Origin of the sequence: Anoxybacillus sp. CHMUD (assembly GCF_013096965.1) — a bacterium.
Lineage (GTDB): Bacteria > Bacillota > Bacilli > Bacillales > Anoxybacillaceae > Anoxybacillus > Anoxybacillus kestanbolensis_A.
The window spans coordinates 1-308 of the sequence record NZ_SDLG01000100.1 but is presented as its reverse complement, the minus strand read 5'-3'; the positions used below and the strand labels follow the sequence as shown (position 1 = coordinate 308).

At 47.4% G+C, this 308-nt stretch carries 1 tRNA gene; it reads left to right on the top strand.

The window, feature by feature from the left end:
- Window positions 1-51 precede the first annotated feature (51 nt).
- Window positions 52-127, top strand: a tRNA-Ala gene (locus ETB99_RS14795).
- Window positions 128-308: the final 181 nt, after the last annotated feature.

The window sequence follows — 308 nt, the reverse complement described above, 5'->3', positions numbered from 1 at the left end:
TTGGGACCATGGGGTCGCAGGTTCGAATCCTGTCTTCCCGACCATTTTCAAGGGGCCTTAGCTCAGCTGGGAGAGCGCCTGCTTTGCACGCAGGAGGTCATCGGTTCGATCCCGATAGGCTCCACCAAAAAGTTGTTGACAAAGAAAACAGTAAATGATATATTAAAAAAGTCGCTTAAATAGCGACAAAGAGATGTTCCTTGAAAACTGAACGAAGCGAAAAGCGTAAAGAAGCTAGAGATATGAACTTTCTATGGAGAGTTTGATCCTGGCTCAGGACGAACGCTGGCGGCGTGCCTAATACATGC